The sequence below is a fragment of the Streptomyces sp. NPDC030798 genome (assembly GCF_055572275.1).
Window position 1 is genome coordinate 99,485 of sequence record NZ_JBVIDR010000006.1, and the last position, 13,003, is coordinate 112,487.

The 13,003-nt window shown below is 71.8% G+C and carries 14 protein-coding genes; 6 read left to right on the top strand and 8 right to left on the bottom strand.

Features of this window, described 5'->3' with window-relative positions; genetic code table 11:
• Positions 1 to 106: 106 nt before the first annotated feature.
• The 4 genes from ACZ404_RS15645 to ACZ404_RS15660 all read left to right on the top strand — a co-directional run bounded on the left by ACZ404_RS15645 (position 107) and on the right by ACZ404_RS15660 (position 3,761).
• The gene (locus ACZ404_RS15645) at positions 107 to 721 is read left to right on the top strand and encodes a MarR family winged helix-turn-helix transcriptional regulator (protein ID WP_468439998.1); all 615 of its coding nucleotides are present in this window, start codon (positions 107 to 109) and stop codon (positions 719 to 721) included.
• 81 nt (positions 722 to 802) lie between these two features.
• Positions 803 to 2,284: an AlkA N-terminal domain-containing protein gene (locus ACZ404_RS15650; protein ID WP_468440000.1), complete on the top strand. Its 1,482-nt coding sequence runs from the start codon at positions 803 to 805 to the stop codon at positions 2,282 to 2,284.
• 35 nt (positions 2,285 to 2,319) lie between these two features.
• Positions 2,320 to 2,811: a methylated-DNA--[protein]-cysteine S-methyltransferase gene (locus ACZ404_RS15655; RefSeq protein WP_468440002.1), complete on the top strand. Its 492-nt coding sequence runs from the start codon at positions 2,320 to 2,322 to the stop codon at positions 2,809 to 2,811.
• A gap of 95 nt (positions 2,812 to 2,906) precedes the next feature.
• Positions 2,907 to 3,761, top strand: a complete 855-nt coding sequence (locus ACZ404_RS15660) for a DMT family transporter (protein WP_468440004.1) — start codon at positions 2,907 to 2,909, stop codon at positions 3,759 to 3,761.
• Here ACZ404_RS15660 and ACZ404_RS15665 read toward each other — a convergent pair.
• The gene (locus ACZ404_RS15665) at positions 3,756 to 4,496 is read right to left on the bottom strand and encodes an SIR2 family NAD-dependent protein deacylase (protein WP_468440006.1); all 741 of its coding nucleotides are present in this window, start codon (positions 4,494 to 4,496) and stop codon (positions 3,756 to 3,758) included. The two genes, ACZ404_RS15660 and ACZ404_RS15665, sit on opposite strands and share 6 nt — an antisense overlap.
• A gap of 385 nt (positions 4,497 to 4,881) precedes the next feature.
• On the opposite strand from ACZ404_RS15665, the gene ACZ404_RS15670 reads away from it, so the two are divergent.
• The gene (locus tag ACZ404_RS15670) at positions 4,882 to 5,082 is read left to right on the top strand and encodes a type II toxin-antitoxin system VapB family antitoxin (RefSeq protein WP_093473416.1); all 201 of its coding nucleotides are present in this window, start codon (positions 4,882 to 4,884) and stop codon (positions 5,080 to 5,082) included.
• Positions 5,083 to 5,092: 10 nt separating this feature from the next.
• Here ACZ404_RS15670 and ACZ404_RS15675 read toward each other — a convergent pair whose 3' ends face one another.
• Both ACZ404_RS15675 and ACZ404_RS15680 read right to left on the bottom strand, forming a co-directional pair.
• Positions 5,093 to 5,587, bottom strand: a complete 495-nt coding sequence (locus ACZ404_RS15675) for an NUDIX domain-containing protein (RefSeq protein WP_468440008.1) — start codon at positions 5,585 to 5,587, stop codon at positions 5,093 to 5,095.
• A gap of 28 nt (positions 5,588 to 5,615) precedes the next feature.
• Positions 5,616 to 6,689 (bottom strand): ADP-ribosylglycohydrolase family protein, encoded by a 1,074-nt coding sequence (locus tag ACZ404_RS15680; protein WP_468440010.1) that lies wholly within the window; start codon positions 6,687 to 6,689, stop codon positions 5,616 to 5,618.
• 161 nt (positions 6,690 to 6,850) lie between these two features.
• Here ACZ404_RS15680 and ACZ404_RS15685 point away from each other — a divergent pair, with 161 nt between their 5' ends.
• Positions 6,851 to 7,969 carry a glycerate kinase gene (locus ACZ404_RS15685; RefSeq protein WP_468440577.1) on the top strand — a complete coding sequence of 373 codons (1,119 nt, stop codon included), beginning with the start codon at positions 6,851 to 6,853 and terminating at the stop codon, positions 7,967 to 7,969.
• Between the two features lie 18 nt (positions 7,970 to 7,987).
• On the opposite strand, the gene ACZ404_RS15690 is transcribed toward ACZ404_RS15685, so the two are convergent.
• The 5 genes from ACZ404_RS15690 to ACZ404_RS15710 form a co-directional block, all read right to left on the bottom strand.
• The gene (locus tag ACZ404_RS15690; protein WP_468440012.1) at positions 7,988 to 9,220 is read right to left on the bottom strand and encodes an alpha/beta fold hydrolase; all 1,233 of its coding nucleotides are present in this window, start codon (positions 9,218 to 9,220) and stop codon (positions 7,988 to 7,990) included.
• Between the two features lie 393 nt (positions 9,221 to 9,613).
• A complete protein-coding gene (gene pssA, locus ACZ404_RS15695) occupies positions 9,614 to 10,432 on the bottom strand; it encodes a CDP-diacylglycerol--serine O-phosphatidyltransferase (RefSeq protein WP_468440579.1) in 819 nt (272 codons plus the stop codon).
• Positions 10,433 to 10,454: 22 nt separating this feature from the next.
• Complete coding sequence (locus tag ACZ404_RS15700) at positions 10,455 to 11,111, bottom strand: phosphatidylserine decarboxylase (RefSeq protein WP_468440014.1); 657 nt, start codon at positions 11,109 to 11,111, stop codon at positions 10,455 to 10,457.
• A 170-nt stretch (positions 11,112 to 11,281) separates the two neighbouring features.
• Positions 11,282 to 12,487, bottom strand: coding sequence for an acyl-CoA dehydrogenase family protein (locus ACZ404_RS15705; protein WP_468440016.1), 1,206 nt, complete (start codon positions 12,485 to 12,487; stop codon positions 11,282 to 11,284).
• A gap of 3 nt (positions 12,488 to 12,490) precedes the next feature.
• The gene (locus tag ACZ404_RS15710; RefSeq protein WP_100829131.1) at positions 12,491 to 13,003 is read right to left on the bottom strand and encodes a MaoC family dehydratase; all 513 of its coding nucleotides are present in this window, start codon (positions 13,001 to 13,003) and stop codon (positions 12,491 to 12,493) included.

The following is a 13,003-nucleotide window of genomic DNA, read 5'->3' on the forward strand; positions in this document are numbered from 1 at the left end:
TCGGCCTGCGGTATGCCGAGCAGCTTATCATTGCAGTCTGCAATGGTCACCTTCGGTGACAGGCGGTGTCCGGTTCGTGAGACGGCAGCGGCGGAGTGAGGAGTCCATGGCCCAGCAGGACGGAGGCCGGCGGAAGGCGCCGGTGCGTGAGAGTCCCGACGAGGCCCTGGACCGGGAGGACGAGGCCCCGGACCGCCGGGAGGACGAGGCCCTGGACCGGGAGGCGGAAGAGGTCACCCTCGCGGTGATGGCGGCCTCCCGGCTGATCGTCGCCCTGTCCGCGCGCGCCCTGGCCTCCGTCGACGTGCCCCTGACCCTGCCTCAGCTCCGCTCCCTGGTCGCGCTGCGCACCTGTGGCCCCATCAAGCTCGCCGCCATGGCCGCCACCCTCGGCGTCAGCTCCTCCACCGCGCTGCGCATGGTCGAGCGCCTGGAGAGCCTCGGCCTCACCGACCGGCGGGTCAACCCGGACAACCGGCGTGAGGTGGTCCTGCGGCTCACCCCGGCGGGTGAGGAACTGGTCGACCGCGTGCTCAGCCACCGCCGCGCGGAGATCCGGGCCCTGGTCGGGCGACTCCCCGCACAGGAGCGGGCCGGGCTCGTCCCGGCCCTCAACGCCCTGACGGCCGCCGCCGGCGAACTCGACCCCGGCCTCGATCCCGCCGCCGAGTCCGGCCGCCTCGCCGGCGTCCTCGACGACCCGCTGAACCCCGCGCCGTAACGTTTGTCCGCCCGCCTGCGCGCCAGGTCCATGTCGGATTCTCGCCAGCCACCGGCACCCGCGCGGGTCGATCCTGGAGGCATGCAGACAGCGACGCCCCTCGACCGGGAGCACTGCGTACGCGCCGTGCAGTCCAAGGACGCGCGGTTCGACGGATGGTTCTTCACCGCCGTCCTGACCACCGGCATCTACTGCCGGCCGAGCTGCCCGGCCGTCCCGCCCAAGCCGGAGAACATGACCTTCCACCGGAGCGCCGCCGCCTGCCAGCAGGCCGGGTTTCGGGCCTGCAAACGCTGCCGCCCCGACGCCAGCCCCGGCTCGCCGGAGTGGAACCAGCGCGCCGACCTGGTGGCCCGCGCCATGCGGCTCATCGCCGACGGCGTCGTCGATCGCGAGGGCGTGCCGGGCCTCGCCGCCCGGCTCGGCTACAGCACCCGGCAGGTCGAACGGCAACTGCTCGCCGAACTGGGCGCCGGACCCCTCGCGCTCGCCCGCGCCCAGCGCGCCCAGACCGCCCGGCTGCTGATCGAGACGACCCCGCTGCCCATGGCGGAGATCGCCTTCGCGGCCGGCTTCTCCTCCATCCGCACCTTCAACGACACCGTCCGCGAGGTCTTCGCCCTGTCCCCGAGCGCACTGCGCGCCCGGCGGCCCGCGCACAGCGCCGAGACCACCCCCGGCACCCTCGCGCTCCGGCTCCCCTTCCGCGCCCCGCTCCACCCCGACAACCTCTTCGGCCACCTGGCCGCCACCGCCGTACCCGGCGTGGAGGAGTGGCGGGACGGCGCCTACCGGCGCACGCTGCGACTGCCCTACGGCCACGGGATCGCCGCCCTCACCCCCCGGCCCGACCACATCGCCTGCCGCCTCACCCTCAGCGACCCACGCGACCTGACCGTCGCCATCAGCCGCTGCCGTCGGCTGCTCGACCTGGACGCCGACCCGGTCGCCGTGGACGACCGGCTGCGCGCCGACCCGCTGCTCGCGCCCCTGGTCGACCGGGCGCCGGGCCGGCGGGTGCCGCGCACGGTCGACGAGGCCGAGTTCGCCGTCCGCGCCGTGCTCGGACAGCAGGTCTCCACGGCCGCCGCCCGCACCCACGCCGCCCGCCTGGTCACCGCCCACGGCAAGCCCCTGGACGACCCCGAGGGAGGGCTCACCCACCTCTTCCCGTCCCCCGAGGCCCTGGCCGCCGTGGACCCCGAGACGCTCGCGATGCCCCGCACCCGGCGCGCCACCTTCACCACCCTCGTCCGCCACCTGGCCGACGGCGCCCTCACCCTGGGCGTCGAGTCCGACTGGGCCGAAGCCCGCGCCCGCCTGCTGGACCTGCCCGGCTTCGGGCCGTGGACCGTCGACGTCATCGCCATGCGCGCCCTGGGCGACCCCGACGCCTTCCTCCCCACCGACCTCGGCATCCGGCAAGCGGCCCGCGAACTGGGCCTGCCCGCCACCCCGGCCGCGCTCACCGCCCGCGCCGAGGCCTGGCGGCCCTGGCGGGCGTACGCGGCGCAGTACCTGTGGGCGACCGGCAGCCACCCGATCAACTTCCTTCCCGTGTGAACCCGTGAGGAACTCCGATGACTCCGATGACACCGATGACACGCCACACCGTGATCGACAGCCCGTACGGGCCGCTCACCCTCGTCGCCGACGACGACGGCGCGCTGTGCGGGCTGTACATGCCCGCGCAGCGGCACCGCCCCGGCGAGGAGACCTTCGGCCCGCGCGACGACACCCTGCCCGTCTTCGCCGAGACCGAGGAACAGCTCTCGGCGTACTTCGACGGCGAGTTGACGCAGTTCACCGTCCGACTCGGGCTCCGCGGAACGCCGTTCCAGCGCAGGGTCTGGGAGCAGCTCACCCGGATCCCCTACGGCGAGACGCGCACCTACGGCCGGCTCGCCGGCGCCCTCGGCAGCCCCGGTGCCTCTCGCGCGGTCGGGCTCGCCAACGGCCGCAACCCGGTCGGCATCATCGTCCCCTGCCACCGCGTGATCGGCTCCGACGGCAGCCTCACCGGGTACGGCGGCGGCCTGGAGCGCAAGCAGCGCCTGCTCGACTTCGAGCGGGGCACGGCCCTCTTCTGACCGGCCCGCCCCCGCCCCCGCCCCCGGCCCCCGCCCAGGTCCGGTGGGCCGTGTCGGCCTGGCAGGCGGAGAGCGGATACGCGAAGAATGTGGGCATGGCGATCGTTCTGCCGACCTTGTTCGCGCTCCTGGCCGCGCTCAGCAACGCGCTCGCCACCGTGCTGCAACGCCGGGCCGCGCAGAGCGTCCCGCAGTCCCAGGGGTTCCGCCCGGGACTGATCCTCGATCTCCTCCGGCGGCCGGTCTGGGTGGCCGGGGTGGCGACGGTGATCGTGGCCGGTGCGTGCCAGGCGGCCGCGCTGGCGACGGGACCGCTGTCGCTGGTCCAGCCGCTGTTCGTGCTGGAACTGCCCCTGGCCCTGCTGCTCGCCGCGGTCGCGCAACGCCGCCGGCCGTCCGCCGCGCTGTTGCTGAGGCTGTTCGTCGTCGTCGCGGGGCTGGGGCTGGCGCTGCTGTCCGCGGCGCCCGCCGGCAACCGCACGCACATCTCCATCGACCGCTGGCTCCCGGTACTGGCCGCCTGTTCCGGGGTGGTCGTCGCCCTGACCGCCCTGGGTCTGAGGCGACCGCCGGGCAGATTCCGCGCCGCCTGTCTCGGCACGGCCACTGCGATCTGCTTCGCGCTCACGGCCGGCCTGATGAAGACGGCCGTGCACATCCTGGGCGACGACGGCCTCGCCGGGTTCCTCACCTCCTGGCAGACCTACGCCTTCGGCGCGAGCGGCGTGTGCGCCATGCTCCTCCTGGAACACGCCCTGCAGGGCGGCCCCCTGATCGCCTCCCAGCCGGCCCTCACCCTCGGCGACGCCACGGTGAGCTTCCTGCTCGGCGTCCTGGTCTACGAGGAACACGTGCGGGCCGGCTGGTGGCTGCTGCCCCTGGTGTGCGGGATCGCGCTCATCGTCCTCGGCGTGCTCGCCCTGTCCAGGACGGAGACCGCCTCGCTATAGCCGGTCGCTCTCGGCACTCAGCCGGCGCAGCAACGCGGGCAGTGCGGTGCCGATGGGCTCGCGGACGACCTCCTGCGCGAGGTCGTCGTACGGCGTCGGCTCGGCGTTGACGATGATGAGCCGGGCGCCGTGGTCGGCGGCGACCCCCACCAGACCGGCGGCGGGCTGCACCTGCAGGCTGCTGCCGACGGCCAGGAACACCGTGCACGCCTTGCTGATCGCCAGGGCCTCGCCGAGAACCACCGGGTCCAGCCGCTCGCCGAACATCACGGTGGCCGACTTCAGGATCCCGCCGCACTCCAGGCACGGCGGATCCTCCTCGCCTGCCTCCACCCGCGCCAGGGCGTCCTCCATCGGCCCCCGGGCATGGCACTTCGTGCACACCACGCTGCGCGCGCTGCCGTGCAGCTCCAGCACCTTGCGGGCGGGCAGCCCGGCCAACTGGTGCAGCCCGTCCACGTTCTGCGTGATCACCCGCACCGGGATGCCGGACCGCTCCAGCTCGGCGACGGCCCGGTGCGCCGCGTTCGGCTCGGCCTTCAGCGCCCTGTTGCCGCGCCGCATCTGCCACGACCTGCGCCGGATCTCCGGATCGCCCATGTAGTACTCGTACGTCACCAGCTTCTCGGCCTCCGGGTCCCGCCGCCACAGCCCGTTGGGCCCGCGGTAGTCGGGGATGCCGGAGTCCGTGGAGATGCCTGCGCCACTGAGGACGGCGACGAGGGGCTTGGCCATGGCACCGAGGGTAGGCGGGCGGCGCGGGCACCGCGAACGGATTTCCACTCGCCCACGCCGGCGCCCGCACCATGGCCCAACCGCGATGGCGCTGCACCGGCAGCCCCGATGGTGAGAACGCACGACAGAACGATGCCTGCGGACGCGTCGTCATCCCAGGGTCCTGACGGACGGATGGTCAGTGCCGTCCAACAGAAGTACCCGGCGACGAGGGTCAGCAGAGCGAGTGGTACGGCGAGGACCAGGCGGAGGCAGCCGCGGTCGTCGTTCACGTGGGAGGTCCGGTCATCAGCGCAGTGCGTTCCTTGCGTCGCCTTGGGCGTCGTCGGTCTCGCCCGGACCCGAGTGGTGTCGGTGACGGGCGGCGGGCTGTTACGGTCCGGGCATGGCCAAGGTGACTGTCTCGCTCGACGCCCAGCTCGTCGTAGAAGTCATGGTGCTCGCGGGGGTCGGCAACCCGCAGGACGCCGTGGAACTCGTGGTACGCGACTACATCGAGCGCGGCCACCGCACCGAGGCCCGGGTCGCCGCCCGCGACGACGCGCTGCGTGAGGTGGACGCCAAGCCGCGGGACCCCGAGGGCTGAGTCACCGCGGTCAGGCGACCCGGTGGCCGTTCTCCAGCTCCGCCGTGCTCGTGCCGTGCGCCAGGACGTCCAGCGCGGCCTGCACGCGGCGGCCGAGGGCGCCGGGGAGATGGCCGGGGAGGTCCTCGAGGGGAACCAGGCGCCAGGACAGCAGCTCCTCCTCCTGGAGGCGGACGGCCCGCAGTTCGTCCTCGGTGAGGACACCGCCGTCGTACAGGTACGCCACCAGCGGTGGCCGGCCGGTGCCGTGCACCCAGTCCACCGCCAGCAGCCGGCCCGGCTCCCGGTCCAGGCCGATCTCCTCCAGGGTCTCCCGGCGCGCGCCCTGGCGCGGCGTCTCGCCGTCGTCCGACTCGATCGTGCCGCCCGGAAGCGCCCAGCCCTCGCGGTAGTTGGGCTCGACGAGCAGTACGCGCCCGGTGGCGTCCCGGAAGAGCATGGCGGCACCGGCGAGAACCCGGGGGAGACTCGCGATGTACGTGGCGTAGGCGTCAGTGGTGGTCATTGGGGAAGGGTAACCAGGCGCCGTGCGGCTACGGCCGGCTCGTCGCCAGGCGCAGGGTGCGTTCGGCCAGCGCACTGATCCGCACCCCGTCGAAGCCGAACACCGCGCTCCGGACCGTGTCCTGCAGCGGTTCCGTCCACTGGGGCGGGATCGCCGCGGCGCCGGTGAGGACGCCGGCCACCGAGCCCGCCGTCGCGCCGTTGGAGTCGGTGTCCAGGCCCCCGCGGACGGTGAGGGCGATGGTCCGACCGAAGTCGCCGTCGCCGTACAGAAGACCGGCGGTGAGCACGGCCGCGTTCGGGATCGTGTGGATCCAGCCCAGCCCGGCCGTCTCCTGCGCCATGGTCGCCAGGGTCTCCTCCCAGGCCAGGCCGGCCTCGTGCAGGGACACCACACGGCGCACCGTACGGGACAGACGGCTGCTCGGCGGGATCACCCCGAGCGCGGTCTCCAGGGCGTCCCGCACGGCCGGCGCGGTGAAAGCGGCCGCGATCAGCGCCGCCGCGAACATCGCGCCGTACACGCCGTTGCCGGTGTGCGACAGCACAGCGTCCCGGCGGGCCAGCGCCGCCGCGGTACGCGGGTCACCCGGGCACGTCCAACCGTAGACGTCGGCGCGGATCAGCGCGCCGATCCACTCCTGGTACGGGTTGTCGTACGTCGCGGTCAGGGGCGGCTTCAGGCCGTTGGCGAGGTTCCGGTACGCCACCCGCTCCGCCGTGAACGTCTGCAGATACGGCAGCCCGAGCAGCCACAGGTCACCGACCTGCTCGGTGCTGAAGCCGAAACCGTGGGTCTCCAGCAGGTGCAGGTTGAGGATCGCGTAGTCCACGTCGTCGTCGCGGCAGCTGCCGTGGATCCGGCCGCGCACGCACAGGCGCCACTCCGGGCGCAGGACGGCGCCGTCGGTCTCGTCGGCGGGCTCGGGCAGATAGTCGGTGAGGGGGAGCGCACCGGCCCTGCGCAGATAGCCGTCGATGCGCTCGCGGGTCCACACCTCGCCCTGCTCCACGGGTTTGCCGAGCATGTTGCCGGCGATGCGGCCCAGCCAGCCGCCGTGGATGCGGTCGGCGAGGCCGGGCCCGGTGGGGTGCGTGCTCATGGCTCGGATCTACCCGTTTTCCCCAGCCGGCTCCCAGCGCGTTCCCAGAGTGCGGGCGGGGCATGACGACGGGGGTGCGGTGAGGTTAGGGTCACAGCGGCGCGACTGGCCCTGACGTGCGCGGGGCCCGGAGAGCAAGGGGACACAAGGTGACACAGCGCGTGCTCATCGCCGCGGACAAGTTCAAGGGCTCGCTGACGGCCGTGCAGGTCGCCGAGCGGGTGACGGCGGGGCTGCGCCGGGTCGTACCCTCCCTCGAGGTCGAGGCGCTGCCCGTGGCCGACGGCGGCGACGGCACCGTGGCCGCGGCCGTCGCGGCCGGCTTCGAGCGCCGGGAGGTCCGGGTCGCCGGACCGCTCGGTCAGGAGGTCACGGCCGCGTTCGCGCTGCGCGGCGACACGGCGGTCGTCGAGATGGCCGAGGCGAGCGGGCTGCAGCGGCTCCCGGCCGGCGTCTTCGCGCCGCTGACGGCGTCCACGTACGGATCCGGCGAACTGCTGCGGGCCGCGCTGGACGCGGGGGCGCGGACGATCGTGTTCGGCGTCGGCGGCAGCGCGACGACGGACGGCGGCGCCGGGATGCTGTCCGCGCTGGGCGCGCGGTTCCTCGACGAGGCCGGGGAGCCGGTGCCGCCGGGCGGCGGCGGGCTGGCGGAGCTGGCCCGGGCCGACCTGTCGGGGCTGGACCCGCGGCTGTCCTCGGTGGAGCTGGTGCTCGCCAGCGATGTCGACAATCCGCTGACCGGACCGAAGGGCGCGCCCGCCGTGTACGGGCCGCAGAAGGGCGCGTCGCCGGACGACGTCGCCACGCTGGACGCCGCGCTCGCCCATTTCGCCAAGGTGCTGGAGGCCGAGGTCGGGCCACGGGCCGCGGAGCACGCGGGGGCGCCGGGGGCCGGAGCGGCGGGTGGCATCGGCTACGGCGCGCTGCTGCTGGGCGCCCGGTTCCGGGCCGGTATCGAGGTCATGCTGGACGTCCTCGGATTCGCGCCCGCGCTGGAGCGGGCCTCCCTGGTGATCACCGGGGAGGGCTCGCTGGACGAGCAGACGCTGCACGGGAAGGCGCCGGCGGGGGTCGCTGCGGCGGCTCGGGCGGCCGGCAAGGAGGTCGTCGCCGTCTGCGGGCGGCTCGCCCTGCCGCACGAGGCGCTGGCCCGGGCCGGGATCCACCGGGCGTACCCGCTGACGGAGGCCGAGCCCGACGTGGCGAAGTGCATCGCCGACGCGGGGCCCATCCTGGAGCGGGTCGCCGAGCGGATCGGGCGCGACCTCCTGGGCTGAGGGCGGCCCGGCGAGGGCCTACTCCAGCGGGATCAGGTCGCCGTCCGTGGCCCGGTAGTAGCTGCCGTTCGTCCGGCCGTACACCCTGTTGTCGTTGAGCCAGTCGCTCGTGATGTGGTGCAGTGTCTGTGCGGCGCGCTCCCAGACCAGGGAGTGACTCGCGTCGGCCAGCTGGAACATCAGCTTCTTCGTCCCTGGCACGGCCGCGTACAGGGCCGGGACGGAGAAGCGCAGGACGTCCGGCACGGGGAGGGTCGCCGGGGTGTTGGCCGTCCTGTCGAGTGCGCCGTGGACGAGGGCGACGGGCACCCGTTCCCCCAGTACGGGAGTGCCGGCGGTGTCCTGGTGCGGCACGGTCTGGTCGTTCCAGCCCCACCAGTAGTTGTTCCTGTACCTGAGGACGCCCTCGTGGCTGCCCGAAGCCAGCAGGGGACCCCACTTGCTGCCCTCGGAGTCGTTGTCCATCATGGCGGCCCACACCCGGTCCGCCATGCCGGCGTCGCGCTGCAGCGGGCTGGCGGTCTCGCGGTCCCAGGCGAGGGTGAAGCCCGTCTTGCTGGTGACATTCATCGGGAAGCCGAAGGCGGCCTGCGGTGGTGTCACGGGCAGGCCCGTGATTTCCGGTGGACGGCCGAACGGGTTCGCGGGATCCTTCGACCACCGTCCCTTGGGCGGGTAGATCGGGGCGAGCAGCAGCAGGCTCCTGACCTGGTCGGGGTTCTGCAGGACATACGGTCCCATGACCAGCCCCGCGGCGGACCAGCCGATGAAGTCGATCTTCGTGTTCGGGTGCTTGCCCTGGATGAACTTGACCACGATGGCCAGCTCGTCGCGTTCGCTCTCCGAGTTGCCCAGCTCGTGAGGGTACGGGGGTATGCCGCACGCGGCGGCGAGCGGGCCCAGGACGTCCTGCCGCTGGGCCGGATTGGCGTTGCACGGGTCGTCCATCTTGGGGCGGGGCGACAGCCCGTTGCCCTGGAGATCCATCAGGAACACGTCGTAGTGCAGCTTGGCAAGCTGCTGGGCCCAGCTGTACTTGACGGCGTCGTCCCCGGACGCTCCGGCGAGCACGAGGTCGTATCCCGCGAGCACCGGCACGCTTCTGCCGTGGAGCATCAGCACCGGCTTGGGGGCCTGGCCCGGAGGCGTGCCGTCGTACTCCCCGACGAACAGCTGGACGTCGGTGTTCGCGTTCGCCGGATTGGTCGAGTGGTGTGTCACCCAGTGTTTCTGGAGCGAGGGTGCGGACATGATCGCCCTCCCATCGGCAAATGGGGTGAAACCCCATCAAAAATCCCTCTCATGCCACCGTCCTCCCCTGCCGAGTGGCTTGCAACTGCCCACCCGGAAGAGTTAGTTGACCGCTCAAGGGGCGTCGGCCGGCGGGAGGGGCCGACACGGGAAACGGGTGTGGGGCGGGGGGGAAAAAACCGGACACACCCCCTAACCCCCCCCCGTTGTCCGGGCAACCGCCCCGCACACCCCCCCCCCCAGTTGTTGCGGGAGGTGTTTCCCCCGCGTCCCCCAACAGGGGGGTTTCTTCGCCGGTTGGGGGGGGGGGGGAGGGGGGGGGGCGGGGGGGGGGGGGGGGGGTCTCCCCCCCCCCCCCCCCCCCCCCCCACACCCGTGAACCGTCCGCGGTGGTCAGGGCAACTGCGCCGCACGCGCCTCCCGGCGGTTGTCGCGGAAGTTGTTCACCCGGCGTGCCGTGGCGAACAGAGGAATCACCGCGCCCATCACGAGCTGCAGCGCGCACCCCGTCTGGAGCAGCAGCTGCCCGCTCGGCGCGTCGAAGGCCCAGCCCGCCAGCAGCCCCATCGACAGGACGATCCAGGAGAGCATCGCGCCGGCGAGGCGCCCCCGGGGCTTCGGGTACTCCACCCGGCTCACCATCAGCCACGCGGTGCCGAGGATCGCCAGCAGCGTCGCCACGAAGGGCAGCTCCAGCAGCACGATGGAGACCACCGTCAGCGCCCCGAAGGGGCTGGGCATGCCCTGGAACATGCCGTCCTTCATCGTCACGCAGCTGAACCGCGCGAGTCTCAGCACGACGGCCAGCAGCACCACGATCGCCCCGAGCGCCGCCACCCTCTGGTGCGCGTCGTCCGCGACCATGCCGTAGACGAGGACGAAGTACGCGGGCGCCAGGCCGAAGCTGATCAGGTCCGACAGGTTGTCCAGCTCCGCGCCCATCGGCGAGGAGCGCAGCTTGCGCGCCACCAGGCCGTCGAACAGGTCGAAGACCGCCGCGCACAGCATCAGGATCACGGCCGTGGCCGCGCTGTGGCGGGCCATGCCCGTCTCCTGGTCACCGGTGAGGTGCGGGATCAGGATCCCGGTGGTGGTGAAGTACACCGCCATGAAGCCGCAGGTGGCGTTGCCCAGAGTGAGGGTGTCCGCTATCGACAGACGCAGCGAGAGGGGCATCTCCTCCTCTTCGTCCACCTCGTCGGCCTCGGGCACCCAGCCCGCCTGGGTCTCCGGATCAATCACGGTCAATGCGAGTCACCCCAGCCACGGTCTTCTGTCCGACCTCGACCGCGACCTCCACGCCCTCGGGCAGGTAGAGGTCGACACGCGAGCCGAAGCGGATCAGACCGATACGGTCACCCTGCTCGACCTTCGTCCCCTCGGGGAGGTACGGCACGATGCGGCGGGCCACCGCGCCGGCGATCTGGATCATCTCGATGTCGCCGAGTTCGGTGTCGAAATGCCAGACTACGCGCTCGTTGTTCTCGCTCTCCTTGTTGAAGGCAGGAACGAAGCCGCCGGGGATGTGCTCGACCGACGTCACCGTGCCGGACAGCGGCGCGCGGTTGACGTGGACGTTCAGCGGGCTCATGAAGATCGCGACGCGGGTGCGGCCGTCCTTCCACGGCATGATGCTCTGCACCACACCGTCGGCGGGCGAGATGACGCGGCCCGGGGCGATCTCGCGCTCGGGGTCGCGGAAGAACCACAGCATGCCCGCCGCGAGCGCGGTGGCGGGCACGGCGACGGCCTTGGCGACGCCCGAGCGGCGGGCGCGGGCCAGGCTGAGGGCTGCGGTGGCGACGGTCGGGAGAAGCCACGGCGATGCTCCGCGCGCGAGGCGTGCGCCTACCAGGCTGTCGCGGTGTGCAGAGGTTTGGCTGTGGGGCATGGATGACCTTCGTAGCGGATGATGCCGCGCTCTGACGGGGGACGGCGGCTTTCCCGGGATCGTACCGGGCGCGGGCCGCAACTGGGCAAGCGAGTCAGCCGAGTCGGCGGCCGAACACCGCCTACGGGGTGTGATCTTCTTCTCGAAGAAAACACCCCGTATCCGGACAATCAGCCCTGGAACCGATACTCTTCGAGCAGCCTGCGCCCGATGATCATTTTCTGGATCTCGGCGGTACCTTCACCGATGAGCAGCATCGGGGCCTCGCGGTAGAGGCGCTCGATCTCGTACTCCTTGGAGAAGCCGTAGCCGCCGTGGATCCGGAAGGCGTCCTCCACGACCTCCTTGCAGTACTCGGAGGCCAGGTACTTCGCCATTCCGGCCTCCAGGTCGTTGCGCTCCCCGGAGTCCTTCTTGCGTGCCGCGTTGACCATCATGGCATGCGCGGCCTCCACCTTGGTGGCCATCTCGGCCAGCTTGAACTGGATGGCCTGGTGCTGGGCGATCGGCTTGCCGAAGGTGTGCCGCTGCTGGGCGTACTGGACGCCGAGCTCGAAGGCACGCTGAGCGACGCCGCAGCCACGCGCCGCCACGTTGACCCGGCCGACCTCCACGCCGTCCATCATTTGGTAAAAACCTCGGCCGGTGACCCCGCCGAGCACCCGATCGGCGGGAATCCGCAGGCCGTCCATGATGAGCTCGGTCGTGTCGACGCCCTTGTAGCCCATCTTCTCGATCTTGCCGGGGATGGTCAGGCCCGGGCGGACCTCGCCGAAGCCCGGCTCCTTCTCCACCAGGAAGGTCGTCATCGACTTGTGGGGCGCCGTGCCCTCGGCGTGTCCTTCGTCACTGCGGACGAGAACGGCCACCAGCGACGACGTGCCGCCGTTCGTCAGCCACATCTTCTGGCCGTTCAGGACGTACTCGTCGCCGTCCTTGACCGCCTTCGACGTGATCGCCGAGACGTCCGAGCCCAGGCCCGGCTCCGACATCGAGAAGGCGCCCCGGATGTCGCCGGCCGCCATCCTCGGCAGGAAGTGGTCCTTCTGCTCCTGCGTGCCGTGCTGCTTGAGCATGTACGCCACGATGAAGTGCGTGTTGATGATGCCGGACACCGACATCCAGCCGCGGGCGATCTCCTCCACGCACAGCGCGTAGGTGAGCAGCGACTCGCCCAGGCCCCCGTACTCCTCGGGGATCATCAGACCGAACAGGCCGAGCTCCTTGAGCCCGTCGACGATCTGCTGCGGGTACTCGTCGCGGTGCTCCAGCTCGGTCGCGACAGGAATGATCTCCTTGTCGACAAAGTCCCGGACGGTGGAGAGGATCTCCTGCTGGACGTCGGTCAGACCGGCGGTCTGGGCGAGACGGGCCATGGCCTACTTCTCCTGCTGCTTGAGTTCCGGGCGGCCCGGCTGCTCGCCGCCGCGCTCCTTGATGTACGTCTCGGTGGGCACCATGACCTTGCGGCGGAAGACGCACACCAGGGTGCCGTCCTGCTTGTAGCCCTTGGTCTCGACGTACACGATCCCGCGGTCGTTCTTCGACTTCGACGGCCACTTGTCCAGCACCGTCGTCTGGCCGTAGATCGTGTCGCCGTGGAAGGTCGGCGCCACGTGCTTGAGCGACTCGATCTCCAGGTTGGCGATCGCCTTGCCGGAGATGTCCGGGACGGACATGCCCAGCAGCAGCGAGTAGATGTAGTTGCCCACCACGACGTTCTTGCCGAAGTCCGTCGTCTTCTCGGCGTAGTTCACGTCCATGTGGAGCGGGTGGTGGTTCATGGTGAGGAGACAGAACAGGTGGTCGTCGTACTCCGTGACCGTCTTGCCCGGCCAGTGCTTGTACGTCGCGCCGACCTCGAACTCCTCGTAGGTGCGTCCGAACTGCAT